This is a genomic window from Glycomyces halotolerans (assembly GCF_054779575.1).
On sequence record NZ_BAAGXZ010000019.1, the window covers coordinates 75,193 to 92,938 of the forward strand.

Genomic DNA, 17,746 nt, shown 5'->3' on the forward strand with positions numbered 1-17,746 from the left:
CGGATTCGTCCGGCACGCGCGAAGCGCGCGTTACAGGTACTGGCCGGTGTTCGACACGGTGTCGATGCTGCGTCCGGAATCGGAGCCCTTGCCGGAGACGAGCGTGCGGATGTAGACGATCCGCTCGCCCTTCTTGCCGGAGATCCGCGCCCAGTCGTCCGGGTTGGTGGTGTTCGGCAGGTCCTCGTTCTCGCGGAACTCGTCGACGGTGGCGTCGATGAGGTGGTTGAGGCGCAGGCCCTTGGATTCGTGGGTCAGGAAGTCCTTGATGGCCATCTTCTTGGCCCGTGCCACGATGTTCTCGATCATGGCGCCGGAGTTGAAGTCCTTGAAGTACAGGACCTCCTTGTCCCCGTCGGCGTAGGTCACCTCCAGGAACCGGTTCTCCTCGACCTCGGAGTACATGCGCTCGACGACCGCCTGGATCATCGAGGCGACCGTGGCGTCACGGTCCTTGTCGTGCTCGGCGAGGTCGTCGGAGTGCAGCGGCAGCTCGGCGGTGATGTACTTGGAGAAGATTTCCTTGGCCGACTCGGCGTCGGGCCGCTCGATCTTGATCTTGACGTCCAGGCGGCCGGGCCGCAGGATCGCCGGGTCGATCATGTCCTCGCGGTTCGAGGCGCCGATGACGATGACGTTCTCCAGGCCTTCGACGCCGTCGATCTCGCTGAGCAGCTGCGGGACGATCGTGTTCTCCACATCGGAAGAGACCCCGGATCCGCGGGTGCGGAAGATGGAGTCCATCTCGTCGAAGAAGACGATGACCGGCATGCCCTCCGAGGCCTTCTCGCGGGCCCGCTGGAAGACCAGGCGGATGTGCCGCTCGGTCTCGCCGACGTACTTGTTCAGCAGCTCCGGGCCCTTGATGTTGAGGAAGTAGCTCTTGGTCGAGGCGTCGTCGCCGCGCATCCCGGAGACCTTCTTGGCCAGCGAGTTGGCGACGGCCTTGGCGATGAGCGTCTTGCCGCAGCCGGGCGGGCCGTACAGCAGCACGCCCTTGGGGGCGCGCAGCTGGTGCTCGCGGAACAGGTCGGCGTGCAGGAACGGCAGCTCGACCGCGTCCCTGATCAGCTCGATCTGGCCGTCGAGGCCGCCGATGTCGTAGTAGTCGACGTCCGGCACCTCCTCGAGGACCAGCTCCTCGACCTCGCTCTTCTGGATGCGCTCATAGGCGTAGCCGGCCCTTGGTTCGATCATGATCGAATCGCCGGCGCGCAGCGGCTGGTTCATCAGCGCGTCCGACAGGAGCACGACCCGCTCCTCGTCGGCGTGGCTGGTCACCAGGGCCCGGTCCGGCGGGCCGCCCTCCCCCGACTCGATGAGCTCCTTGAGCGTCACCACCTCGCCGATACGCTCGTAGTCGAGCACCTCCACCACGTTCATGGCGTCGTTGAGCAGGACTTCCTGCCCGCGCTCGAGCTCGTCCACGTCGATCGACGGGGCCAGCGCGACCCGGAACTTCCGGCCGGACGTGAACACGTCCACGGTGCCGTCCTCGCGGGCGCCCAGGAAGACGCCGTAGCCGGACGGCGGCTGCGCAAGCCGGTCGATCTCCTCCTTCAGCGAGACGATCTGCTCGCGGGCCTCCTTGAGCGTCGCCACGAGGCGTTCGTTCTGCTCCGACAGCCTGTCGATCTGGGATTGAGCGGCGGCGAGCCGCTCTTCCAGAATGTGGACATGCCGGGGCGTTTCGGTGAGTCGACGCCGGGCCGCGGCCAGTTCCTCCTGGAGCTCTTCGACCTGTCCTGACAGTTCGTCGTGCTCTGAGTCCCGACCCAGTCCCTGTCGACGGTCATCATTGTTGCGTGCCACGGGTCACACCTCCCGAGTGAGGGTCCTACTCCAACCGTAGCTGGCTGGGGACGCCAATAGTAAGACTCGACACCGACATTGCGCTACATTCTCGGCGGCAATTAATGTGGGGGACATGGCTGAGGAACGGGAACTCGAAGTGTCGATCGACCAGGACGCCTGCACCGGAGACGGCTTGTGCGTACAGTACGCGCCCGACGTGTTCGAGTTCGACATCGACGGCCTGGCCTACGTCAAGAGCACCGACGGTGAGCTCATGACCACCGAAGGTGCGCAGGCGGCGGTGCCCGAGCACCGGCGTCTGGACATTGTGAACGCGGCTCATGACTGCCCGGGCGAGTGCATCTACGTCCGGGACCGCGCCGACAAGCAGCCGGTGGCCGGGCCCGGCGCCGATTAGGACCGACCGCTGACGGTCAGGAATCCGACTCCGCCTCGTCGGCCCGCCGGGCGTTGCGGGCGTTGCGCTCTCGCAGGGCCTGCTGGCCCTTGGAGGGCTTGTACTTGCGGGTCGGGGCGACGGTGCCGGGCGCGAGCTTGCGGGCGGTGACCAGGAAGGCGGTGTGGGCGACCATGCGGTGGTCGGGCCGCACGGCCAGGCCTTCGAGATGCCAGCCGCGGAGCATCGTCTCCCAGGCCTCCGGCTCGGTGAACACGCGCCGCTCCCGGAGGGCTTCGACCAGGTCGGACATCTGCGTGGTGGTGGCTACGTAGCCGACGAAGACGCCTCCGGGACGCAGGATCCGGTCTACAGTGTCCAGAGCTTCCCAGGGGCTGAGCATGTCGAATATCACCCTGTCTACCGGCTCGAGGTCGGCTTCGGCGACGTCGCCGACGGTGAGGCTCCAGTTGTCGGGCTCCTTGCCGTACCAGCCGGCCACGTTCTGACGGGCGATCTCGGCGAAGTCCTCGCGCAGCTCCCAGGAGTGGACCCGGCCCTCGGGTCCGACCGCCCGCAGCAGCCAGTTGGTCAGCGCCCCCGAGCCGGCCCCGGCCTCGACCACGCGCGAGCCGGGATAGATGTCGCCGAAGGTGAGGATCTGGGCGATGTCCTTGGGGTAGATCACCTGGGCCCCGCGCCGCATCGAGAGCCCGTAGTCGGGAAGGAGCGGGCGCAGCGCCAGGTAGGCGGTCCCGCCCGAGGAGGTCACGGTCACTCCGTCGGGGCGGCCGAGGAGGTCGTCGTGGAGGATCTGCCCCCGGTGGGTGTGGAAGACACCGCCGTCGGTCAGGGTGATGGTGGCCTTGCGGCCCTTCGCGTCGGTCAACTGGACGCGGTCGCCCGCCTTGAGCACGTCTGATTCCACGGTGTTTCCTTCTCCTTCGGGTGATGGGCCCGAAGCATCTTAGCGGAGGGCCTTGACCACGTCGGCGGTGTAGAGCAGGCCTGTCAGGCGGCCCTCGGTGACGATGAAGTACTGCTCGGCGCGGCTGCGGCCGATCGCGTCGACCAGGGCCTGGCCGCCGAGCCCGGCCTCGATGCCGGGGATCGACCGCGCCGAGCGCAGCAGGCCGCTCAGAGGCATCGAGGCGACCTGGTCGGCCGGGACGGCCCGGGCCGAGGCGTGGTCGAGGATGCCCACCGGCCGGTCGGCGACGGCGACGACCTCGCCGCCGTCGGCGGCCTCGAGGGCCTCGGCCAACGTCGCGGTGGCCGGCACCATGACCACCGGCCGGGCCAGCGCGGCGGCGTTGAGTGAGTTGATCTTGGGCCCCATGTCGCCGGCCTTGATCGCCGAGGACGCCCCGCGCCACAGTTCGACCGCGACGAAGGCGAGCAGGATCAGGCCGATCCAGGAGAACCAGCCGACCGAGAACAGCCAGAGGGCCCCCGCGCCGGTGGCGACGGCGATGACGCGGCCGGTCCACCCGGCGAGGCGGTAGCCGGTCCACCGGTTGCCGGTGGCGGCCCAGACGCCGGCCTGGACGGCTTTGCCGCCGTCCAGCGGCAGGCCGGGCAGGAGGTTGTAGACGGCCACCAGGAGGTTCGCGAGGCAGATGTGGAAGCTCAGCTGCCAGGAGAGGGTGCCGGGCTCGGTGAGGACGAGGCCGCCGATGCCGACGGCGCCGAGGGCGGCCGAGACGGCCGGGCCGGCCAGCGCGATGGCGGCGGCGGTTCCGGGCCGGGCGGCTTCGCGCTCCATCTCGGTGAAGCCGCCGAGCGCGTCGAGGTTGATCTGGCGGACGGGGATGCCGGCGCGCAGGCTGACCAGTGCGTGCCCGAGTTCGTGGAGGAAGACCGACAGCAGCAGCGTGAGTGCGAACAGGGCGGCGACGAGATAAGCGGCACCCTCGGAGAGGCCGTCGATCGAGCGGCCCACGATCGGGGCGTAGACGGCCACGACCATCGCGGCCAGGAGCAGCCAGGTGTAGCCGAGCACGACGGGGATGCCTCTGACGCGGCAGAGGGTGAAACCGGAGCGGCGCAGCGGCGACACGGTGGACATCGGCGGCAATGCTACGCGGCCGGGCGGGGCCCGGTCGCCGCAGTCGCTGCGGTGTTCCTCATGTTCGGGCGGGGCGGGCCCGGAAGGCATAGGTGGCGTACGGCATGGCGACGGTGTCGCGTCCGGCCAGCCGCGGGTGGGTGGCGAGCAGTTCCCGGATGCCTTCGACGATGGCGTCTCGGCGGTCCTGGTCGGCGGTGAGGTAGTGGGAGCGGGACTGGGCGAGGCGGATGAGGCCGGCCGCGTCGAAGGTCTTCTCGTGCCGGAAGACGCGAATGTCGGGGTCGGCGAAGTGGGGACCGAAGTGGCCGGGCTCGGTGGCGGCGACGGCGGCGTGCTCGCCTTGGGAGGTGCCGATGATCGCCGAGAGCGCGCGGACCCAGTCGACGGTCTCGTCGCGGGTGTTCCAGACGGGCGCGAAGACGCCGTCGGGCCGCAGGACCCTGCGGATCTCCGGGAGGGCGCGGTCGGGGTCGAACCAGTGGTAGGCCTGGCCGGCGCAGACGAGGTCGGCGCTGGCGTCGGGCAGGGGCAGGTCTTCTGCGGGACCTCGGTGATGGGCGGTCAGGCCGGGGCTGGTCGCGGCCAGTTTGTCGAGCATCTGAGGGTCCGGTTCGACGGCGGTGACGCGGTGGCCGAGGGCGATGAGTCCGCGGGTGAGCAGTCCGGTTCCGGCGCCGAGGTCGACCACGTCCGCGGGCCGGTCGCCGGTGAGCCAGGCCAGGGCCTCGGCAGGGTATTGGGGCCGGGCGGCGTCGTAGAGGTCGGCGGCTTGGCCGAAGGAGAGCGCTCGGGGCCCGGGCGGAGGCGTGTCGTCGGCGTGCATGATTTAACAGTACATCCGTTATGTTAGATAGTCCCGGAGGGGCCGGTGGCCCTTGATCGGTGCGAGCCGGGCCGTCATATGCTCGAAGAATGCCGCAGGCCACCCGTCCGACCCAGTTGTCACCCTCGCGCGCCGCCGACTTCAAGCAGTGCCCGCTGCTCTACCGGTTCCGCGCGGTCGACCGGCTGCCCGAGCCGCCGTCGAAGGCCCAGGTGCAGGGCACCCTGGTCCACTCCGTGCTCGAGCGCCTCTACGAGGTCGACGCCGGCCGGCGCACCCCCGAGGAGGCGCTGGCGATGATCGAGCCCGAATGGACGCAGTTGCAGGCCGGGAACGAGGTCTCGGCGCTGTTCGAAGGACTCGACGACGAGACGACGTGGCTGCGCGGGGTCCGGCGGCTGGTGGAGACCTACTTCAAGATGGAGGACCCCACGCGGCTCGAGCCGCACCGCACCGAATGCCTGGTGACGACCACGCTCGACGACGGCACCCAGCTCAAGGGCTTCATCGACCGCGCCGACGTGAACCGCGACGGCCTGGTGCGGCTGGTCGACTACAAGACCGGCAAGCGTCCGCCGGACCGCTTCGCCGACAAGGCGCTGTTCCAGATGAAGTTCTACGCCCTGGTCTGGTGGCGCACCCGGGGGACGGTGCCCAAGCTGCTGCGACTGATGTACCTCGGCAACGCCCAAGTGCTCGACTACTCCCCCACCGAGGCCGAGCTCGAGAGCTTCGAGAAGTCGGTCAAGGCCCTGTGGGCGACCATGCGCGAGGCGATCGCCACCGGCCAGTTCCGCCCGCAGAAGTCGAAGCTGTGCGGCTGGTGCTCCTTCCGGGCGCAGTGCCCCGAGTTCGGCGGCGAGCCGCCCGACTATCCGCTGCCGACCGTCCTCCCGGGTTTGGAGATGCCTCCTACTTGAGAGGGAGACGGTAGTCATTCTCACGTTCGATGAGGTCGGGGCGTTCGGCATATACCGTTTAAGACGTGCACGCCGCCTCCCGTTTCACCCGCCTCCGCCTCTGGCTCCGCACCAGACCACTGATCGCCGACACCCTCCTCGCGGCCACCCTGTGGGCGATCGTGACGCTCATCTGCGCCGTGGCCAACACCTCTGCGCCCGCGGCGTTCGAAGGCACCGAGTTCGGGTGGGGGCAGGCGGCGATCATGGCCGCCGGGATGAGCCCCATCGCGCTGCGCCGCCGGGCGCTGTGGATCGCGGTGGTGTTGACCAACGCCGCGCTGGCCGCGTGGCTCCTGCTCGATCAGCCGTGGTTCGTCGGCGACAGCGGCATCACCTGGTTCGCCCTGACCTACACCGCGGCGGCCTACCGCAGGCCGCTGCGAGCGGTCGCCGTGAGCCTGGCGGTGTGGGTGCCGGGCTCGGTGGCGATCTTCTTCCACTACCTGGACGGGACGGGCGGCGAGACCACCATCGCGGCCCTCAACACGCTGGTGAACTGCCTGCTGGCCTCCACCGCCTTCTTCATCGGATGGGTCATCCGCAACCGGCGTATCAAAGTCGAGGAGCTCTCGGACCGGGCCCGCATCGCCGAGGAGACCCAGGCGGCGCTCGCCGCGCAGGCCGTGGCCGAAGAGCAGCGGCGCATCGCCCGCGAGCTGCACGACGTGGTGGCCCACCACATCTCCGTCATCGGGGTCATGTCCGAGGGGGCCAAACGAGTCCTGCGCACCGACCCGGACGCCGCCGAGGAAGCGCTCACGACCGTGAACCAGACCGCGCGCACCGCGCTGCGGGAGATGCGCGACATCCTCACCGTGCTGCGCCACGGCCAGGACGAGGGCTACAGCGCCGACCTGGAACCGCAGCCGACCGTCGACTCCCTCAGAGCGCTGGTGAGCCAGACGAAGGAGGCCGGGCTGCCGGTGCGATACAGCGTCCGCGGCGAGGAGTACCCGCTGCCGACCGGCGTCAGCCTGGCCGTCTACCGGATCGTCCAGGAAGCACTCACCAACACCATCAAGCACGCAGGGCCGAAGGCGAAGGCAGGGGTCGTGGTCGACTACGGCGACAGCGAGTTCAGGGTGTCGGTCGGCGACTCGGGGCGCGGCGCGCCGGTCGCGGCCGGATTCTCGGGCGGCCACGGACTCATCGGCATGCGCGAACGCGCCACGCTCTACGGCGGTAGCCTCCAATCCGGACCGCAGCCCGGCGGCGGCTACCTCATCGAGGCGAGGTTCCCGAAGAACGCCCACCTCCAGGGAGTCGAACGATGAGCGAGCGACCGATCCGCGTGATCCTTGCCGACGACCAGCAGCTGTTGCGCGCCGGCTTCAAGATGGTGCTCGGCGCCGAACCCGACATCGACATCGTCGGCGAGGCCGGCGACGGCGTGGAGGCCTTCGACCTGTGCCGACGCCTCGTCCCCGACGTCGTGCTCATGGACATCCGCATGCCGCGACGCGACGGGGTTGCCGCCACCGGCGACATCGTCGAGGCGTCATTGCAGACCAGAGTGCTGGTACTGACCACATTCGACCTCGACGAATACGTCGTCGGGGCGCTCCGCGCCGGCGCCGCAGGCTTCTTGACCAAGGACGCCCCGGCCAGCGACCTCGTCGAGGCCATTCGCACCGTGCACCGGGGCGGGGCCGTGGTGGCCCCGCACATCCTCTCCACGCTGCTGGGCCGGTTCGCCCAGGCGCACCGAACCGAGAACGACCAGGCGCCGGCGCTGCTCCAGTCGCTGACCTCGAGGGAGCGCGAAGTGCTCATGCTGCTGGCGAAGGGACTGACCAACGCCGAGATCGCCGACCGGTTGACCGTCGGCGAGACGACGGTCAAGACGCACGTAGGACACCTCCTGACGAAGCTCGGGGTGCGCGACCGGGTCCAGGCGGTCGTCCTCGCCTATGAAAGCGGCCTGGTCAAGCCCTCGCGGTGACGCCTCGGAGGACTCCCCTGGCCGGACTCCTCAGCGAGTAGTACCGGGGTACTCCTCCCTACGTCGCAAGGCGGAGCGATAGACCGTTCTGAAAGCGGATGCGAACGCCCGCACCGTCGCCTAGGTTCGAGGCATGACTTCTCGAGTACAGCGATGCTAGATGACGTCATGTATGATGCCATCAACTGACTCATCGATGTCACTTAGCTTCATCAACGGAACACCCACCATCGTGGAAAGAGAGAGCCTCGTGTCCACCGCATCCCCTGTCAAGACCACAGCCGTAGCGGCCCAAGGCGTATGGAAAGCCTATGGTTCTGGTGAGGCGCAGGTCGTCGCGCTGCGCGACGTCTCGGTCGAGTTCGCCTCCGGCGCGTTCACCGCCATCATGGGCCCCTCCGGCTCCGGCAAATCCACCCTCATGCACTGCCTCGCCGGCCTCGACAACACCGACCGCGGCACCGTCACCATCGGCGACACCACCATCACCGGCCTCGGCGACAAAGCCCTCACCAAACTCCGCCGCGACAAAATCGGCTTCATCTTCCAACAGTTCAACCTCCTGCCCACCCTCACCGCCGAAGAGAACATCACCCTCCCCTCGGCCATCGCCGGATCCAAAGCCGACCCCGAATGGGTCAAGCGCATCATCGACACCCTCGACCTGCGCGACCGCCTCGACCACAAACCCACCGAACTCTCCGGCGGACAACAGCAGCGCGTCGCCTGCGCCCGCGCACTCGCCTCCCGCCCCGAAGTCGTCTTCGCCGACGAACCCACCGGCAACCTCGACACCCGCTCCGGAGCCGAAGTCCTCCGCTTCCTGCGCACCTCCGTCGACGAATTCGCCCAGACCATCGTCATGGTCACCCACGACCCCACCGCCGCCGCCTACGCCGACCGCGTCGTCTTCCTCGCCGACGGACAAATCGTCGAAGACATGGCCGACCCCACCGCCGACGCCATCATCGACAAGATGAAGCACTTCGAGGAACTGGTCGCCGCCGTGGAAAGCAAGGTCGCCTGACCCATGCTCCGAGCAACTCTCAAAGGCATGGCGAGCCGCAAGGCCCGCCTCGTCCTCACCAGCCTCGCCGTCGTCCTCGGCACCATGTTCGTCGCGGCGGCCATGATCCTGACCGCCACCATGGACAACTCGGTCCGGGGCACCATCTCCGACGGCTACTCCAGCGTCGACGCCGTGGTCTCCGCCGACGAGTCCGAGACCGACTGGGCCGCCGGCGCGGGCCCCACCGGCACCGTGCCGGCCGAAGCGGTCGAGCAGGTCGCATCCGTCCCGGGCGTCGAAGACGTCGGTCCGGCGATCGAAGGCGAGATCAACGCCATCGGCTCCAACGGCAAGCTCGTCGGCACCTTCGCCCCCACGATCGGCTTCAACTGGGAGTCCCTGGAGGCCCAGGACGGCTACGTCGAAATGCGGGAGGGCCGCGGGCCGACCGCCGACGACGAGACGGCCGTGTCGGCCAAGTTCGTCTCCGAGTCGGGCTTCGACATCGGCGACACCGTCACCGTGTACTCCTACACCGCCGACCGGGCCGACTACACCATCGTCGGCGTCTACGGTCTCAGCGGCGGCCGCGACTCGCTCGTCGGCGAGACGCAGATGATCTTCACCACCGACGAGGCCCAGCGGCTCATGACCGAAGGCCAAGACGTCTACTCCAACATCTACATCGAAGGCGACGTCGACACCGACGACCTGGCCGCCGCGCTCGGCCCCGAATACAAGGTCCAGACCGGCCAAGAGGCCAGCGAAGAGGCCGCTCAGGGCTTCGCGGTCGTCGCCGACGTCATGGGCTACATCTTCCTCGGCTTCGGCCTGGTCGCCGTGTTCGTCTCGGTCTTCCTGATCATCAACACCTTCACCATCATCGTGGCCCAGCGCCAGCGCGAACTGGCGCTGCTGCGCGCCATCGGCGCCGAACGCGGGCAAGTGGTCCGCTCGGTGCTGACCGAAGCGCTCATCATCGGCGCCATCGCCTCCGTCGTCGGACTCGGACTCGGCGTCCTGCTGGGCTGGGGCCTGTCGCAGGCGGTCAGCTCGATGGCCCTCGACGGCCTGCCGGTCACACTGATGGTCCCGCCGACCACGCTCTGGGCGCTGGTCGTGGGCATCGGAGTGACGGTGCTCGCGGCGCTGTTCCCCGCGGTCAAGGCCTCCGGGGTGCCGCCGGTCGCGGCGATGCGCGAGGCGGTCAACCCGCCCAAGCCGCTGCGCGGCATCACCATCGCAGGCGCGATCGTCACCGCCGTCGGCGTGGCGCTGATCGCCCTCGGCCTCACCGACAACCTCGGCGACCAGACGCTGACCGGCATGCTCAGCGGCATCGGGATCGCGTTCGTCGGCATCACCATGCTCACGCCGTTCCTGTCGCGCCCGCTCGTGGCCGGGCTCGGGGCGCTGATGTCCTGGACGTTCGCGGGCAAGCTCGGCAGGCTCAACGCCGGCCGCAACCCGCGCCGAACGGCGATCACCGCATCGGCGCTCATGATCGCCGTCGCGCTCATCACCGGGATCGCCACGATCGTCCAGAGCCTCAAGGCCACCACCACCGAGACGCTCGAGCTCAACCTGAACTCGGACCTGGTCGTCAGCGGCGCCCAGACCGGCGCCAACGTCCCGACGTTCTCGCGTGAGACGCTCACCGAGCTCAAGGAGGTGTCCGGCGTCGCGTCGGTCGGCGACGTCTACATCGACTACATGGGCGTCGAAGTCGACGGGCAGCCGGCGGCGCTGTCCTCCAGTGAGGACCTCGAATCGTCGCTGGCGATCTTCGGCGGCACCGTCGCCGAGGGATCGGTGGCCGATCTAGCGCCGGATTCGGTCGTGATCGACGAGGGCACCGCCGAGGACCGGGGCCTGGCCCTGGGCGACACGGTCGAGGTCTCCTACGCCGACGGCACGACCGCTGAACTGCGCGTCGACGCGCTCCTGGAGGGCTACACGCTGACCAACGGCTGGTGGGTCGCCCCCGACCAGATCGAGCACTTCTCGATCCCCAAGCCGATGCAGGCCTACATCGACGTCGCCGAAGGATCCGACGTGACGGTGGTCCAGGAACGGGTCCAGGACGTCCTCGTGGACGAGCCCGAGGTCGGCGTCACCAACAACGCCGAGTTCGTCGAGCAGCAGACCGCCGGGCTCGACACACTGGTCGCCTCGGTGCAGGTCCTCCTGGCGCTGGCGATCATCATCGCGATCATCGGCGTGATCAACACGCTGGTCCTGTCCGTCCTCGAGCGGACCAGGGAGCTGGGTCTGCTGCGGGCGGTGGGCATGACCCGCGGTCAGGCGCGCCGGATGATCACCGTCGAGAGCATCATCATCTGCCTGTTCGGCGCGGTGCTGGGCATCGGCGTCGGCATAGGTCTGGGATGGACGGTCCAGCAGGCGCTCGAGTCCGAGGGACTGTCCCACTTCGCGCTGCCATGGCTCCTGATCGTGATCTACCTGATCGCGGCGGTGGTCGTGGGCCTGCTGGCGGCTATCGCCCCCGCCGCGCGGGCGGCCAAGCTCAACGTGCTGGGGGCCATCGCCTACGAGTAACAGCTTTCTCTGAAGGAAACCGGGAAAGGAGGGGACGGCGCGATGCGCCGTCCCCTTTCGCCGTCCCGTCCGCCGACGGCTTCGCTCGGCACAGGCGCCGGGTCTCCGCCATTCGGCCGAGTCGCGCCGGACTTCTCCGCCTTCGGTATGAGGAGAAGTCCGGCCCGCGGGCCGAAGCATCCGGAGCGGCGCGCCCATAGCCTTGGGCCAGAAGCAAGGAACGCCGTCCTAGAAAGGCCATCCCGTGCCAATAGCAAATCCCCCGGCGCCGCCCGCGACGCGCACGGCCGTCTCCGCCTCCGGCCTCTGGAGGGCCTATGGTTCTGGTGAGGCGCAGGTCGTCGCGCTGCGCGACGTCTCGGTCGAGTTCGCCTCCGGCGCGTTCACCGCCATCATGGGCCCCTCCGGCTCCGGCAAATCCACCCTCATGCACTGCCTCGCCGGCCTCGACAACACCGACCGCGGCACCGTCACCATCGGCGACACCACCATCACCGGCCTCGGCGACAAAGCCCTCACCAAACTCCGCCGCGACAAAATCGGCTTCATCTTCCAACAGTTCAACCTCCTGCCCACCCTCACCGCCGAAGAGAACATCACCCTCCCCTCGGCCATCGCCGGATCCAAAGCCGACCCCGAATGGGTCAAGCGCATCATCGACACCCTCGACCTGCGCGACCGCCTCGACCACAAACCCACCGAACTCTCCGGCGGACAACAGCAGCGCGTCGCCTGCGCCCGCGCACTCGCCTCCCGCCCCGAAGTCGTCTTCGCCGACGAACCCACCGGCAACCTCGACACCCGCTCCGGAGCCGAAGTCCTCCGCTTCCTGCGCACCTCCGTCGACGAATTCGCCCAGACCATCGTCATGGTCACCCACGACCCCACCGCCGCCGCCTACGCCGACCGCGTCGTCTTCCTCGCCGACGGACAAATCGTCGAGGAATTGCATGAACCGAGCGCCGACTCGGTCATCGACACGATGCGCGGCTTCGAGAAGCTCGCACATGGAGGTTCCCTCTAGCAATGCTGCGAGCCACGCTCAAGGGCATGGCCGGCCGCAAGGCCCGCCTCGCCCTCACCAGCCTCGCCGTCGTCCTGGGCTCGGCCTTCATCGCCGCGGCGCTGGTCCTCACCGCCTCCATCGAGGCCACCGTCAACGACCTCAACTCGGACCAGTACGCCGGCGTCGACGTGATCGTCGAGCCGGTCGAGCCCGAGACGCGGGGCGAGCGGATGGTGCGTGACGGGATCAGCGGCGAGACGCTGACCGCGGTCGAAGCCGCCGACGGCGTCGCCGAAGTGACCACCAGCGTCTCCTGGATGGTCAACGCCATCGGCGCCGACGGGAAGCTCGTGGGCGGCTTCGTGCCGACCATGGCCGTCAACTGGGGCGACGAGTGGACCGAACGCGAACTGCGAGAGGGCCGCGGTCCGTCCGCCGACCATGAGGTCGCCGTCTCGGCCGAGTTCGCCGCCGACTCCGGTCTCGGCCTCGGCGACACCGTCACCGCCTACTCGCTCTCGAGCGACAAGACCGAATACGACATCGTCGGCGTCTACGGTTATCCCGGAGGCCGCGACTCGATCGACGGTTCCACCGAGCTGGCCTTCACCACCGCCACGGCGCAGCTGCTCGTGTTCGACGGCGCCGACTCGTACTCCGCGTTCGCCGTTCACGCCGAGGAGGGCACCACCGCCGCCGAACTGCGCGACCGGCTCGCCGCGGCCGTCGGCGACGACGCCGAGGTGGTCACCCACGAGGAGTTCGTCGCCGAGGAGAGCGCCGAGAGTGCCGAGGCCACCGGCATCATCGGGAACTTCCTGCTCGGGTTCGGGGCCATCGCCGTTTTCGTGTCGGTGTTCTTGATCGCCAACACCTTCTCGATCGTGATCGCCGGACGCCTCAAGGAGATCGCGATGATGCGCGCCATCGGCGCCAGTCGCGATCAGATCGTCCGCTCGGTCCTCACCGAAGCGCTGGTCCTCGGATCCATCGCCGCGATCATCGGCGCCGCTGTCGGCGTCGCCGGCGGCATCGGATTGACGAGGCTGGCCTCCAGCGTGCTCCTCGACACCGCTGAGGTCGCCCAGTCGGTCCCGCTCTCGGCGGTGCTCGCCGCCTTGATCGTCGGCATCGGCGTCACGGTCCTGGCGGCGCTGGTTCCGGCCGTGCGCGCCTCGCGGGTCGCACCGGTCGAGGCGATGCGCGACGCGGCCAAGACCGACAAGCCGGTCACCGGCGTCACCGTCGCCGGCGCGATCGTCACCGCCGTCGGCGTCGGCCTGATCGCCCTGGGACTGACCGAGAATCTCGGCGACCGGAACCTCATGGGCACCGCGCTGGGGGCCGGAGCGGTGTTCATCGGAGCGACGCTGCTGACCGCGTGGCTCTCGCGGCCGCTGGTCGGGCTTCTGGGCGGCCTGTGGTCGTGGAACTTCGCCGGGAAGCTCGGGCGACGCAACGCCGCCCGCAATCCGCGGCGAACGGCCATCACCGCCGCCGCGCTCATGATCGGCGTCACCCTGGTGACGGCCACGGCGACCTTGCTCACCAGCGTCAAGACCAGTTTCGAGAACTACTTCGACGACACTATCGAGGCCGAGCTGTTCGTCACCGGTCCGGCGACTTCGACGATCCCGGCCACGTTCGAGCCGGCCTCGGTCGACCGGATCAGGGCCGTCGACGGCGTCGAGACCGCGGTCGACGTGTACTACGACGTGTCCCAGATCGACGGCACCGAGCAGTACGTCAACGCCACCACCGACTTCGACGGCATCATCGACCTGTTCGGCGGCGAGCTCGCCGAAGGCTCCATCTCGGACCTGGCCGACGATGAGATCGCCGTGAACGCCTCAGGCGCCGAAGACCTGGGGGTGGGCCTCGGGGACACGGTCGAGGCGACGTTCAGCCGCGGCGGTGAGGCGCACGAGTTGACCGTCGCCGCGGTCCTGGCCGACAACGAGAACACCGACGGCTGGTACGTCTCCACGGCCCACACCGAGGAGTTCTTCACGACCAAGCCGACCATGGCGCTGGTCGACGTGGCCGACGACGCCGACATCGCGGCCGTGACCGCCGACCTGGAGGGCGTCCTCGCCGACGAACCCGAGGTGAGCGTCCAGAACCACGACGAGTACCTCGCGCAGGTGACGGTGCTCTTCGACTTCGCGATCATCGCGATTCAGCTGCTGCTGGGACTGGCGATGGTGGTAGCGGTGATCGGCGTGATCAACACGCTGGTCCTGTCGGTCCTCGAACGCACCCGCGAGCTGGGGATGCTGCGCGCGATCGGCATGACCAGAGGCCAGACCACCCGCATGGTCACCGTCGAGAGTGTCACCATCGCCCTGTTCGGGGCGCTGCTCGGCATCGGCGTCGGCATCGGCCTCGCCTGGGTGCTGCAGCAGGCGCTCAGCGAGGAGGGGATCGACGTGTTCGCCGTGCCGACCGGTCTGATGATCGGGTACGTGTGCGCGGCGGTCGTGGTGGGCCTGCTGGCGGCCATCGCGCCGGCGGTCCGCGCCTCGAAGGTCAACATCCTCGGAGCGATCGCGTACGAATAGACCTGTCCAGGAAACCGGAAACGAAGGGGCGGCCCCGCGGGGCCGCCCCTTCCCTCTCGCTACGCCGAAGGCTGCGCCTTGCCGATCCTCTTCAGATCTTCCATGTCCTCGAGCTCGATGCCCTTGGTCTCGGGCACGGCCTTGAACACGAACAGCAGTGATAGCAGGGCGAAGCTCGCGTAGAGCCCGTACGCCAGACCGAGACCGATCTCGGCCAGTTGCGGGAAGGTCGTGGTGATGACCCAGTTGGCCAGCCACTGTGCCGCGGCCGCGATGGCCAGTGCCGAGGCGCGAATCCGGTTGGGGAACATCTCTCCCAGCAGCACCCACACGACCGGGCCCCAGGAGCTCGCGAATCCGACGACGTAGAGGTTCGCGGCGATGAGCGCGAGAACCGAGCCCGCGCCGGTCAGGTTCGGTTCGCCGTCGACGATCGGAGCGGTCGCGAAGATGATCGCCATCGCGGTCAGCATGACCAGCATGAGCGACGAGCCGAACAGCAGCAGCACCTTGCGGCCGATCTTGTCGATCAGCAGGATCGCGATGATGGTGGCGATGATGTTGACCAGCGATTGCAGCACGCTGGTCAGGAACGAGTCGTTCTCGGAGAACCCGACCGCCTGCCACAGTGTCGTGGAGTAGTAGAAGATGACGTTGATGCCGACGAACTGCTGGAAGACCGACAGCAGGATGCCGATCCACACGATCGGCATCAGCCCCAGCCGCGGCCCGCGCACATCGGCGAAGCGAATGGGCTTGTCGCTGTGGAGCGACTCCTCGATCTCTTGGACACGGAATTCGACATCCCCTCCGACATACTTCTGCAGGATCTGCTTCGCCGTCTTGAACCGTCGCTTCGATACCAGGTAGCGAGGCGATTCGGGAATCTGCAGCGCGATCATGAAGTAGAGGAATGCCGGGATCGACTCCGCGGCGAACATCCAGCGCCAGGCCGTGCCGCCCCAGGGCGCGAGCTCGCTGGCGCCGCCGGCCGAGGCCTGGATGACGTAGTTGATCAGCAGGGAGGTGAAGATGCCGGTGACGATCGCGAACTGCTGCAACGAACCCAGTCGTCCACGCAGGTTCGCCGGCGCGATCTCGGCGATGTAGGCCGGGGTGATGACACTGGCCGCACCGACCGCGAGCCCGCCGAGGATGCGCCATGCGGTCAGGTCGAGCGGACCGGTGGAGAGTGCGCTGCCCAAGGAGGAGGCGAAGAAGAAGATGGCCGCCAGGAGCATGACTCGCGTGCGCCCGAGCCGGTTGGCCAGGGCGCCGGCGAACCAGGCGCCGACGACGCAGCCGAGCAGCGCCGAGGACACGACGAAGCCGACCGTTACCGCCGAGATTTCGAAGCCTGACTGCAGGGCGTTGACCGCCCCGTTGATGACGGCAGTGTCGTAACCGAAGAGGAATCCACCGAGAGCTGCTGCGGCCGAAACGAACACGACTGCCGTGGGCTTGACGGTTCCGGTTTCGGTCGGTCCTTCATTGTCCGTCGTCATATCCTCCCCCGTACCCGCCCTGTGGCCGCTACATGCCCGAAATCGTAAGCCGGTTCGGTGCGGGGCGATATGAAATGACGCAAATGCCGGTGAGGGCTCAACAGAGATGGTCATCGATCTCTACGTCGAGTGCTCTGAGGATTCGGGCCACGGCGACGTAGGCCGATCCGGCGACGGTGAGCTCGGTCTGCTCGGTCGCACTGAAGTGTGCCTCGAGCTGATCGTCGTCTCGTTCGGCGCCGGCCGCCAGATGCTCGGCGTACGCGAGCACCGCCCGCTGCGGCGCGTCGAAGCACTCCGCGTCGTGCCAGTGTTCCAGTGCGTCGAGCTGCTCCTGACCGATTCCGGCGTCCCGCGCCATCGGGAGATGGTGGGCCAGCTCGTAGGCCGAGTCCTCGATCTGCGCGATCCGGCAGATCAGCAGCTCCCGGTGAGCCCGTGAGACGGTGGCGTCATACCGCACGGCGTGAATGAGGTCGAGCAGCGGTAGCAGCATCGCCGGAGCATGGGCGACGGCGCGATGGAGGTTGATCGGGTCGCGGCCGACAGCGGCCAGTCGCTGGCCGGCCGACTCGGGAAGTTGCGCGTTCGGGAGTCGCGAGATATGTTTGCTGTTCACTAGTGTGACCTGTCTAACTTGTGATGCGCATAACGAGCTATGCATCGATGTGCGACAATGCTTGGAAGGGCAGACCGCCACCCGAGCCTGCAATGGAGGAGGCCAAGTGAGCACATTTCTTAGTGTCACCGGAGCTGTTGGAGTCGCGATCCTACTCGTCAGCGTGTCGTTGATGGCGTTCCTCGTGGCAGGAGCCATCTTCGGCGTCGGCGCCGGCATGTACAAGCTCCGGGACATGATGTCCTCGTAATACCACTACCCCCGAACACCGATCTCCAAGAATTCAGCGTGAAGGGCCGCAACCGGGAAGGTTGCGGTCTTTTTCATGGTGGGCGTCCGCCCCTCCCCGATCCGGGAGAGGGTATGAAAAAGCCCCGCCGGGTAGCCCGGCGGGGCTGCTGCATGTATATGTTTGGCGGTGTCCTGCTCTCCCACACCCTCGCGAGTGCAGTACCATCGGCGCTGGAAGCCGTAACGACCGGGTTCGGAATGGGACCG

The 17,746-nt window shown here is 68.2% G+C and carries 15 protein-coding genes and 1 rRNA gene; 9 read left to right on the top strand and 7 right to left on the bottom strand.

What is annotated here, in order from left to right:
- Positions 1–30: 30 nt before the first annotated feature.
- On the bottom strand, positions 31–1,812 hold the full coding sequence (arc, locus tag ACYVL2_RS15595) for a proteasome ATPase (RefSeq protein ID WP_460544953.1): 1,782 nt from the start codon (positions 1,810–1,812) through the stop codon (positions 31–33).
- Positions 1,813–1,927: 115 nt separating this feature from the next.
- On the opposite strand from arc, the gene ACYVL2_RS15600 reads away from it, so the two are divergent.
- On the top strand, positions 1,928–2,212 hold the full coding sequence (locus tag ACYVL2_RS15600) for a ferredoxin (RefSeq protein WP_460544955.1): 285 nt from the start codon (positions 1,928–1,930) through the stop codon (positions 2,210–2,212).
- 16 nt (positions 2,213–2,228) lie between these two features.
- On the opposite strand, the gene ACYVL2_RS15605 is transcribed toward ACYVL2_RS15600, so the two are convergent.
- Genes ACYVL2_RS15605 through ACYVL2_RS15615 form a run of 3 tightly spaced genes read right to left on the bottom strand, consistent with a single transcriptional unit; the run spans position 2,229 to position 5,085 of the window.
- Positions 2,229–3,119: a tRNA (adenine-N1)-methyltransferase gene (locus ACYVL2_RS15605; protein WP_460544957.1), complete on the bottom strand. Its 891-nt coding sequence runs from the start codon at positions 3,117–3,119 to the stop codon at positions 2,229–2,231.
- Positions 3,120–3,158: 39 nt separating this feature from the next.
- Complete coding sequence (locus ACYVL2_RS15610; RefSeq protein ID WP_460544959.1) at positions 3,159–4,259, bottom strand: zinc metalloprotease; 1,101 nt, start codon at positions 4,257–4,259, stop codon at positions 3,159–3,161.
- Between the two features lie 58 nt (positions 4,260–4,317).
- Complete coding sequence (locus ACYVL2_RS15615; RefSeq protein WP_460544961.1) at positions 4,318–5,085, bottom strand: class I SAM-dependent methyltransferase; 768 nt, start codon at positions 5,083–5,085, stop codon at positions 4,318–4,320.
- Positions 5,086–5,174: 89 nt separating this feature from the next.
- Here ACYVL2_RS15615 and ACYVL2_RS15620 point away from each other — a divergent pair, with 89 nt between their 5' ends.
- The 7 genes from ACYVL2_RS15620 (at position 5,175) to ACYVL2_RS15650 (ending at position 15,124) form a co-directional block, all read left to right on the top strand.
- On the top strand, positions 5,175–6,005 hold the full coding sequence (locus ACYVL2_RS15620) for a RecB family exonuclease (RefSeq protein ID WP_460544963.1): 831 nt from the start codon (positions 5,175–5,177) through the stop codon (positions 6,003–6,005).
- A gap of 65 nt (positions 6,006–6,070) precedes the next feature.
- Positions 6,071–7,321: a sensor histidine kinase gene (locus ACYVL2_RS15625; RefSeq protein ID WP_460544965.1), complete on the top strand. Its 1,251-nt coding sequence runs from the start codon at positions 6,071–6,073 to the stop codon at positions 7,319–7,321.
- The gene (locus tag ACYVL2_RS15630; protein WP_460544967.1) at positions 7,318–7,989 is read left to right on the top strand and encodes a transcriptional regulator; all 672 of its coding nucleotides are present in this window, start codon (positions 7,318–7,320) and stop codon (positions 7,987–7,989) included. The genes ACYVL2_RS15625 and ACYVL2_RS15630 overlap by 4 nt, the downstream gene beginning before the upstream one ends.
- 196 nt (positions 7,990–8,185) lie before the next feature.
- Positions 8,186–9,016: an ABC transporter ATP-binding protein gene (locus tag ACYVL2_RS15635; RefSeq protein ID WP_460544969.1), complete on the top strand. Its 831-nt coding sequence runs from the start codon at positions 8,186–8,188 to the stop codon at positions 9,014–9,016.
- Positions 9,017–9,019: 3 nt separating this feature from the next.
- Positions 9,020–11,557: an ABC transporter permease gene (locus ACYVL2_RS15640; RefSeq protein ID WP_460544972.1), complete on the top strand. Its 2,538-nt coding sequence runs from the start codon at positions 9,020–9,022 to the stop codon at positions 11,555–11,557.
- A gap of 250 nt (positions 11,558–11,807) precedes the next feature.
- The gene (locus tag ACYVL2_RS15645; protein ID WP_460544981.1) at positions 11,808–12,581 is read left to right on the top strand and encodes an ABC transporter ATP-binding protein; all 774 of its coding nucleotides are present in this window, start codon (positions 11,808–11,810) and stop codon (positions 12,579–12,581) included.
- 2 nt (positions 12,582–12,583) lie between these two features.
- A complete protein-coding gene (locus ACYVL2_RS15650) occupies positions 12,584–15,124 on the top strand; it encodes an ABC transporter permease (protein ID WP_460544974.1) in 2,541 nt (846 codons plus the stop codon).
- A gap of 59 nt (positions 15,125–15,183) precedes the next feature.
- Here ACYVL2_RS15650 and ACYVL2_RS15655 read toward each other — a convergent pair whose 3' ends face one another.
- Together ACYVL2_RS15655 and ACYVL2_RS15660 are read right to left on the bottom strand one after the other, a co-directional pair.
- Positions 15,184–16,629 (bottom strand): MFS transporter, encoded by a 1,446-nt coding sequence (locus ACYVL2_RS15655; protein ID WP_460544982.1) that lies wholly within the window; start codon positions 16,627–16,629, stop codon positions 15,184–15,186.
- Between the two features lie 97 nt (positions 16,630–16,726).
- Positions 16,727–17,248, bottom strand: a complete 522-nt coding sequence (locus ACYVL2_RS15660) for a carboxymuconolactone decarboxylase family protein (protein ID WP_460544977.1) — start codon at positions 17,246–17,248, stop codon at positions 16,727–16,729.
- Between the two features lie 106 nt (positions 17,249–17,354).
- Here ACYVL2_RS15660 and ACYVL2_RS15665 point away from each other — a divergent pair, with 106 nt between their 5' ends.
- The gene (locus tag ACYVL2_RS15665; RefSeq protein WP_460544979.1) at positions 17,355–17,498 is read left to right on the top strand and encodes a hypothetical protein; all 144 of its coding nucleotides are present in this window, start codon (positions 17,355–17,357) and stop codon (positions 17,496–17,498) included.
- A gap of 160 nt (positions 17,499–17,658) precedes the next feature.
- Here the strand turns inward: ACYVL2_RS15665 and rrf are convergent.
- Positions 17,659–17,746, bottom strand: a 5S ribosomal RNA gene (gene rrf, locus ACYVL2_RS15670); the annotation flags it as partial.

What these genes read in the sequence shown, in the direction of transcription:
- ACYVL2_RS15650 (WP_460544974.1), top strand. Translation starts at nt 12,584, where the DNA reads ATGCTGCGAGCCACGCTCAAGGGCATGGCCGGCCGCAAGGCCCGCCTC.
- ACYVL2_RS15620 (WP_460544963.1), top strand. Translation starts at nt 5,175, where the DNA reads ATGCCGCAGGCCACCCGTCCGACCCAGTTGTCACCCTCGCGCGCCGCC.
- ACYVL2_RS15615 (WP_460544961.1), bottom strand. Translation starts at nt 5,085, where the DNA reads ATGCACGCCGACGACACGCCTCCGCCCGGGCCCCGAGCGCTCTCCTTC.
- ACYVL2_RS15630 (WP_460544967.1), top strand. Translation starts at nt 7,318, where the DNA reads ATGAGCGAGCGACCGATCCGCGTGATCCTTGCCGACGACCAGCAGCTG.
- ACYVL2_RS15640 (WP_460544972.1), top strand. Translation starts at nt 9,020, where the DNA reads ATGCTCCGAGCAACTCTCAAAGGCATGGCGAGCCGCAAGGCCCGCCTC.
- ACYVL2_RS15655 (WP_460544982.1), bottom strand. Translation starts at nt 16,629, where the DNA reads ATGACGACGGACAATGAAGGACCGACCGAAACCGGAACCGTCAAGCCC.
- ACYVL2_RS15610 (WP_460544959.1), bottom strand. Translation starts at nt 4,259, where the DNA reads ATGTCCACCGTGTCGCCGCTGCGCCGCTCCGGTTTCACCCTCTGCCGC.
- ACYVL2_RS15600 (WP_460544955.1), top strand. Translation starts at nt 1,928, where the DNA reads ATGGCTGAGGAACGGGAACTCGAAGTGTCGATCGACCAGGACGCCTGC.
- ACYVL2_RS15635 (WP_460544969.1), top strand. Translation starts at nt 8,186, where the DNA reads ATGTCACTTAGCTTCATCAACGGAACACCCACCATCGTGGAAAGAGAG.